Genomic DNA, 5,965 nt, shown 5'->3' with positions numbered 1-5,965 from the left:
TCTTCAAGCGGCACGATGACCGAGTTCAACACTGTTTGCGCGTTGGCTCCCTGATAGTTCGCGCTCACGCTGACGGTTGGCGGCGCAACGTCAGGATATTGCTCCATTGGCAGCGACACCAATCCGATAAGACCCAGGATGACCGTCAGGATGGATATCACCGTTGACAGCACCGGGCGCTTTATGAAGTTGTCTAATCTCATTTTATTCTATTTTGTCGGTTATGAGGTTATGGGGTCATAAGGTTGTAAGGTAATAAAAGGCATGACATACACGCACACCGTAGAACCTCAAAACCGTAAGACCTTAAACCCCAACATTTATTTTGTCAAGTTTTCCTTGAGCTTGTTCAGGTCGTTCTGGCTTGCGCCCATCTGGCTGGTTTTCTTCAGCTTTTCCTGATACTGCGCCTCTGTTATCGGCGTTATCTGCATGCCGTCCTTAAGCGTTGTAACGCCCTTGACAACTATGCGGTCGCCGCTTTTCAGTCCGCTTTCTATTATGTAGCTCTTTCCGTCGTTGTTGGGGTTTACGTTCACATTGGTGTATTTCACCTTGTTGTCCTTACCTACGACATAAACGAAATAACGGTCCTGAACCTGTACCACTGCGTCTTGCGGCACAACCACTACGTTAGTGCTTACGTGCGGCACGATGATATAGCCTGAACCGCCGCTCTTTAGCAGGTGTTCAGGGTTGGGGAAGTCGGCGCGCATCGATACCGAGCCGGTAGACTGGTCGATGACACCGCTTACGGCTGCCACTTTTCCGTCGTGGTTGTATGTCGTCCCGTCGGCCAGTTGGAGCTTAACGGCAGGATACTCGCTTATTGCGGCATGCAGTCCGCCTTTCTCCTTGGTCATGTCGAGAATGTCTTTCTCGGTCATCGAGAAGTACACCTGCATGGTGTTGATGTCTGACACGGTGGTCAGCGCTTCAGCGCTCGACGCGCTTACGAGGGCTCCTACACGGTAGGGCAGGTCGCCTACAACGCCGTTTGACGGGCTGGTTACGTAGCAGAAGTCGAGGTTCTGTTTTGCTGATACGTAGTTAGCCTTGGCCTGTGCGAGCGCTGCCTGTGCGTTCTCATAGTTGTTCTTTGCCGACTGCAGCTCGTATGAACCGATGACGTTGTTCTCAAACAGTTTCTGGTTGTTCTCGTAAGTCAGCTTCGACGTGTTGAGCTGTGCCTCAGCCGAGTTGACGGCAGCCTTGGCCTGGCGGGCTGCTGCCTCGTAAGTTACCTTGTTAATCTCGAAAAGCACCTGGCCCTTCTTTACGGTCTGGCCCTCCTTGACATACATCTTTGTTATGAATCCTGAAACCATAGGACGTATCTCAACGTCTTGCACGCCTCTTATCGTTGCCGGATAAGTGGTCTGCAATTCAGCGTTCTGTGTTTCGATCGTCCTCACGGCGTACTCGTTGTCGCCGCTTCCACCTTGCTGTCCGCCGCATGACGAGAGCATTACGGCCACAGCTGCAAGCATTAAAAACTTGTTCTTTTTCATACCTATTTTACTTCAAATAAATTATGTTCTTTTATTTTTATGGCGGGTTGAATATGTATTTATACGAAAACTATTTTGTCCTTACCGGTTTTCGACGTGCAAAAATACACATTATTATTTTAATACGCCATAGTGCTAAATGATAATTATCGTGATTTAACTTTATTTGAGCAAGACAAGCGGTGATTATCCCTATTTTCAAGGAGGTTCGGGCAAAAATCAATGTCTGGCGGCATAAAAGGCTGATTGGCATGGGTGTCAGCCTGAATCATCGTTTTATGACGAGCCTTTTATTGATTGCCGGATGTCAAAACGCAGCTTGTTTCTGTTAACAACATATCAAAACGTAAACGTGAAAATGTCCGTCGGAATAACGGAAATAGGCAGTTTGCATGCCCGTTAATACTCTCCCGATACCTCATAGGCGGTCATTGGAAGTGTTAAAGACGGCCTTTGAGGGTGCCAAAGACGGCCTTTCGTATCCTCAAAGGCCATCTTCCAGCAGGCAGGATACCATATATTTAATGTCTGAAAGTAATATTTTAGTATCCGTAAGTCGTATTTTCATGGGCTCGTTATGTACTGATTATTGCACACATCATGTTCTTTTGTGATTAATTCACTGACGTTCAGCGGTTTATCTTTGCACGCCGTATTCTGCGATATTTCGTCCGAAGTCTTTTGTTTTTCAGAATAACGCAATCTGAGTGGCTTGGTGAAAAACAACATGTAAGCAATAGTCGTTTTTGCGTTTACGCTTTGTTATGATGCGTTGCGTGGCTTGCCGATATCTTAAATGTTTGTTAAACGTACAGCGTTGGTTTCGTTTTTCAGGGATAAATGCCTAACTTTGTTAGTTGTAAGAACAAAAGCCGGCATGGCGGTGGCCTGTTGCTTTGGCGTAACTCTGTGCCTGCCATAACCTTATAAAATTGAAAACATGAAGAAAACAATCATTTCCGCGCTCCTTGCCGTACTCTGCACGGGCGCTTTTGCCGACAATTTCACAATCAGCGGACGCCTTACCGACGTAGCTAACGACACGCTACAGATTGAATATGTGTGCCATACCCCGGAGCGTAAGATAACCGAAGCGAAAGTGCCTGTTGACGGCAGCGGCGGCTTTACGTACTCATGCAATATCGACTATGCCGTTTATGCGGATCTGACAGTACAGTCAAATGGAAACAAGTCGTTTTTCTTCTTCGTGCCAAATGAAAGCGCCGAGGTCATGGGAACGTCCGACTTTGAGGCCGGATGGTCGCTCAAAGGAACGGCGTTCTACCAAAAACTTGACAGCGTAAGGCTCATGGAGCGGCCTTTTTTGACGGAAGAGAAGGCCGCGTCGGACAAATACCGCAACGGCGTTGCACAAGGACAGGACGAAAGCCAGCTGAAAGCCGTAAAGGACTCGACGCAGAGATACATAAACAGAAGGAAGCGCGAAGCCCTGCGTCCGTACATAATGCAACATCTTGACGACGAGGTTACGGCCACAATGCTGTTCTCGCTTGATTATAAAGAAGTACCGCAGGTCATCAACAGGATGTCGCCCGAGGTGCGCAACGGCCGTTTCAAGGATTATCTTGACAGCATGGAGGACCTTTTCATACGTGTGTTGAAGGAGCTTGCTGCGGCTGAGCAGGCAGGACTTGAGCTGAAAGAGGGCAGGCGTGCGCCCGACTTTACCCTGAAAGACATCAACGGCAACGACTTCAACCTTGCTTCATTGTTTGGCAAGGGAAAGTACATCGTTGTGGACTTCTGGGGCTCATGGTGCTCATGGTGCATCAAGGGATTTCCCAAAATGAAAGAATACTACAATAAATACAAGGACAGATTGGAGATTGTCGGCGTAGCCTGCTACGACAAGGAGGACAAATGGAAAGCCTCGGTGGCTAAGAACAACGTTCCCTGGCTGCACGTTTTTTCGCCCGACGGCATAACGGAAGAGCGCTACGGCGTAACGGGCTATCCCTATAAAGTACTCATTTCGCCGAAAGGGAAGGTGATAAAATGCTTCAAGGGAGAGACCGACGAGTTTTACGAAACGCTCGACAAGGAGCTTGATTGAGTGTTATTCAAAATAAAAACGGAAGCCACGTGCGTGGCTTCCGTTAATTGTTATTCTTCCTTTACAAGCCCCATTTCCTTGGCCTTTTCCATCAGCAGTTCCATTAGCGGCTCGCGCTCGTTGGGCACGCGGTTGTCGAGCACCGCGTCCTTGAGCGCCTTTTTCAGCTCGCCAACCTCCCGTGAAGGCTTCAGGTTGAACATAGCCATTATCTCAGTACCGTCGATGCAGGGCTGCAACAGGCGCTTGTAGTCCTTCTCCTTGAGGTCGTGCAGCTTGGAGCGGACTATGCGGAAGTTCTCGAGAAACCGCTTCTTGCGCACTTCGTTCTTGCTGGTTATATCGGCCTCGCACAGGGTCATGAGGTCGTCTATGTCGTCGCCGGCGTCGTTCAGGAGGCGTCTTACGGCGCTGTCGGTCACTACGTCGTCGGCGATTACGATTGGGCGCATGTGCAAGTCTACAAGTTTGCTTACGTATTTCATCTTCGCGTCCATCGGCAGTTTTAGCCTGCGGAAGATGTCGGGCACCATTTTCGCGCCCACGAAGTTGTGGTTGTGGAACGTCCATCCCTGCGCGTTGTTCCACCGTTTGGTCTTGGGCTTGCCTATGTCGTGCAGCAGTGCCGCCCAGCGCAGCCAGAGGTTGTCCGACTTGCGGCTGACGTTGTCGAGCACTTCGAGCGTGTGGTAGAAGTTGTTTTTGTGCGCGCGGCCGTTGCGGGTCTCAACGATGTCGAGGGCGGTAAGCTCGGGCAGCAGCCGCGGCAGCAGTCCGCAGCGGTACAGGTCGACAAAACCCTTGCTCGGCGCGGCGGTCATCATTATCTTGTTAAGCTCCTCCTGTACGCGCTCCCCGCTGATTATCTTTATGCGGTCGGCGTTGCGCTCGAGCGCGTCGAACGTCTCGTCTTCTATGAAGAAGTTAAGTTGCGTGGCAAAACGGACGCAGCGCAGCATGCGCAGGGGGTCGTCAGAGAACGTCACGTCAGGGTCGAGCGGCGTGCGTATGATACCGTCTTCAAGGTCGGCCAGGCCGTCGAAGGGGTCTACCAGTTCGCCGAAACGGGCCTTGTTGAGGCATACCGCCATGGCGTTTATGGTGAAGTCGCGGCGGTTCTGGTCGTCCTCCAGCGTGCCGTCCTCCACTATCGGCTTGCGCGAGTCGTGGCTGTAGCTCTCCTTCCGGGCGCCTACAAACTCCACTTCCATGTCCTTATACTTCACCTGGGCGGTGCCGAAATTACGGAATACGGACAGCCGTGCCCTCTTGCCGAGCTGCTCTTTAAGCGCCTCGGCAATGTTAATGCCGCTGCCTACAACGACAACGTCGATGTCGTTTGACGGCCGTTCGAGGAACAGGTCGCGCACGTATCCGCCTACGACGTAGCATTCGAGGCCCAACGTGTCGGCCGCGGAAGATATTTTATGGAATATGTCTTTATCAAGAAGTTGCGCCAGTTCGGCGTCAGAAAGTAACCTCATTTCGTTCAAAATTGTAAAGTGGCTGCAAATTTACGTTAATTAATTAAGAATTAAGAATTATGAGTTAAGAAAATTGCATTTGGCTGCCGAAGTACGGGGGCGCGGCAGGTGAAATGCGCGCGTGCGGCATACTGTGTGGCCGCGTGTGGCCTGGCGTTTTGCAAGAGGCGGCCTTTCGCGTTCCGAAAGGGCGTCAATCAGGTGCTAAAATGCCGCCTTTCGCAAGCTGAAAGACGGCATTTCGGAAACATGTTGATTACCAATGCTTTATGAAAGGGCCATGAGGCAGCGTGCCGGAGCTTGTTTTTTACAGGAAAAACGGGCCTCGGGTTGCATGTTTCAGGATGTTTTCGTATCTTTGCCCGACAATCGGATTTATTATGAAAGCAAGACTTTTTACAGCGGCCTTGGCCGTGTGCGCCGCCCTGGCGATGACCGGCTGCGGCGGTAATGCCGCCGACAGGCAGGCAGGCGAGCTGCTTGAGCAGGCGCAAACCATGTTTGAACATGGCGAATATAAAGAGGCTTTGTCCACTATCGACTCGTTGCGCAAGAACTGCCCCGAGGCCATCGAGGCCCGCAAGAAGGCGCTCAAGCTGTACCAGGAGGTGGAGCTGAAGCGTGCCGAGCTGACGGTTGAGGGCACAGATACCGTTCTTCAGCGCGTTGAACGTGAGTACCAGGAACTGAAAAAGACCGTTGACGGACTGCGGGCAAAGAGCCTTGCTACGGAGGATCAACTGCGTAAGGTCAACAAGTTGCGCGTGTACCGCGACTCGCTGAAGACGGTGTTCGACGTAGAGTGCGCAAAAATAAAGTATATAAAGAAGAAGATGGAGGAAGTCAGAGAATAAGATTTTAGGAGTTAAGGAGTTATGGAGTAAAGGAGTTAAGAC

At 50.8% G+C, this 5,965-nt stretch carries 5 protein-coding genes; 2 read left to right on the top strand and 3 right to left on the bottom strand.

Translation table 11 applies throughout. The features are described 5' to 3' along the window. Both H6A34_RS13355 and H6A34_RS13350 read right to left on the bottom strand, forming a co-directional pair. The coding region (locus tag H6A34_RS13355) for an efflux RND transporter permease subunit (protein ID WP_205105918.1) at positions 1-203 on the bottom strand (203 nt) is incomplete at its 3' end. A 117-nt stretch (positions 204-320) separates the two neighbouring features. Then, on the bottom strand, positions 321-1,511 hold the full coding sequence (locus tag H6A34_RS13350; RefSeq protein ID WP_021949051.1) for an efflux RND transporter periplasmic adaptor subunit: 1,191 nt from the start codon (positions 1,509-1,511) through the stop codon (positions 321-323). A 940-nt stretch (positions 1,512-2,451) separates the two neighbouring features. On the opposite strand from H6A34_RS13350, the gene H6A34_RS13345 reads away from it, so the two are divergent. Further along, a complete protein-coding gene (locus H6A34_RS13345; protein ID WP_205105917.1) occupies positions 2,452-3,585 on the top strand; it encodes a TlpA family protein disulfide reductase in 1,134 nt (377 codons plus the stop codon). A gap of 50 nt (positions 3,586-3,635) precedes the next feature. On the opposite strand, the gene H6A34_RS13340 is transcribed toward H6A34_RS13345, so the two are convergent. Continuing rightward, entirely contained in the window at positions 3,636-5,069 is a 1,434-nt protein-coding gene (locus tag H6A34_RS13340) for a CCA tRNA nucleotidyltransferase (RefSeq protein ID WP_205105916.1), read from the bottom strand. A 380-nt stretch (positions 5,070-5,449) separates the two neighbouring features. On the opposite strand from H6A34_RS13340, the gene H6A34_RS13335 reads away from it, so the two are divergent. Continuing rightward, positions 5,450-5,923: a hypothetical protein gene (locus H6A34_RS13335; RefSeq protein WP_205105915.1), complete on the top strand. Its 474-nt coding sequence runs from the start codon at positions 5,450-5,452 to the stop codon at positions 5,921-5,923. Positions 5,924-5,965 lie beyond the last annotated feature (42 nt).

The organism is Marseilla massiliensis (assembly GCF_016899855.1).
Taxonomy (GTDB): domain Bacteria; phylum Bacteroidota; class Bacteroidia; order Bacteroidales; family Bacteroidaceae; genus Prevotella.
Note: the sequence above shows the minus strand (reverse complement) of the source record. Positions and strands in the feature narration are given on the sequence as shown.